3 protein-coding genes are annotated in these 1,223 nt (G+C 35.9%); all 3 read right to left on the bottom strand.

Features of this window, described 5'->3' with window-relative positions; all coding sequences use genetic code 11:
• Positions 1–157 precede the first annotated feature (157 nt).
• A complete protein-coding gene (locus ACMZ6Z_RS09400; protein WP_416132265.1) occupies positions 158–481 on the bottom strand; it encodes a hypothetical protein in 324 nt (107 codons plus the stop codon).
• A 28-nt stretch (positions 482–509) separates the two neighbouring features.
• Positions 510–746 carry a hypothetical protein gene (locus tag ACMZ6Z_RS09395; protein ID WP_416132264.1) on the bottom strand — a complete coding sequence of 79 codons (237 nt, stop codon included), beginning with the start codon at positions 744–746 and terminating at the stop codon, positions 510–512.
• Positions 743–1,223, bottom strand: a 481-nt coding sequence (locus tag ACMZ6Z_RS09390; protein ID WP_416132263.1) for a TNT domain-containing protein, incomplete at its 5' end; no start/stop codon positions are given. The genes ACMZ6Z_RS09390 and ACMZ6Z_RS09395, both read right to left, overlap by 4 nt.

Below are 1,223 nucleotides of genomic sequence, written 5' to 3'. Positions count from 1 at the left end.
CCTTTAACGTTATGTGTAGAGAATAATTCCCCTTTATAATAGGCATACATACTAGTTCTCCTTATTTTTGTAACCAAATTTTAAACTCACCATCATAAACATATTGTTTGATAATATCGCCTGATTGACTAGCATAAATAGTAATCGTATCTCCGTTCTAGTAGTGATACTTGATATTCTCATGAATTTCAAACTCAGGCAACACAATATTCTCAGACCCAGTAAACCCTCGCCCTGTAAAAGGGTATTCGTCAACTTTAGGATCTGATAAGGGAATATCTAGGCGTGCTTTATGATCCAAATCAAAATTGATTTTAGCATAAGTTTCATCAAGATCTGGATGATAAGGTGTGTTATGATAATCAAGTCGATTACCCTCAAAAACCTCGTCCAATGTTTTTAGACTACTTGAATGTAAATCAATGGAAACAAAACCCGAGAACGTATCATATTTACTTCCTGGTTTTACAATCCCCTCCACATAACTTCTAAGTTGCTCTCTAGCATAGTCACTTTATTGCATATCTAGATAACTTATTTAAAAAATATTCGCATGCAAGAGCTTCCGTTTCAAACAATTTGACTCCAACTTTCCTTCCATGTTCACTATAATAAACTTCCCACTCTTGTTCACTATTTTGTACCAAGCATAACACTTCATTTGGTAATCCGCCTCGCAGGATAGAATATAATTGTTCTGGAACTCCTAAAGAAATTAATGCTTGCTTTAATTCTAGTATTGTCATGGTGAAATTCTCCTTAATATTTTTTGATCTAAAAGTTCATCTACTGTGTCAGGAAGCATATATTGCATGCCTCCACCAGGCTCATCAAACCAGGGAGCAATTTCTCCTCCTTTTACGGTGAGAGGTTCTAAAACTTCAAATACACTATACGGACGAGAATCTGTCCCAGGTGCAACAGCTCGTTGTGCATACGGTGTTCCTTCAGGAGAAGTAAATGTACCGTAGTCACTACCAAATCTATCAATACGAGTACTCGGCTTCAAAATCATATCCTTAGGAATAGATGCAAAACCGTCTCCATCTGGCCAATGTATTGCACCTGTAGATTGATTATAATATTTAGGATTATCATACACCGATTTGTACTTATTATACAAATCAGCACTAGGTGGATAATCCCAATTGGATAATTTAACTTTATCAGTGCCAGACAATCTACCGCTATTATAGGCAAAATCTAAATCATCAATTTGGGAG

This window comes from Streptococcus pluranimalium (assembly GCF_047785705.1).
Lineage (GTDB): Bacteria > Bacillota > Bacilli > Lactobacillales > Streptococcaceae > Streptococcus > Streptococcus pluranimalium_A.
Note: the sequence above shows the minus strand (reverse complement) of the source record. Positions and strands in the feature narration are given on the sequence as shown.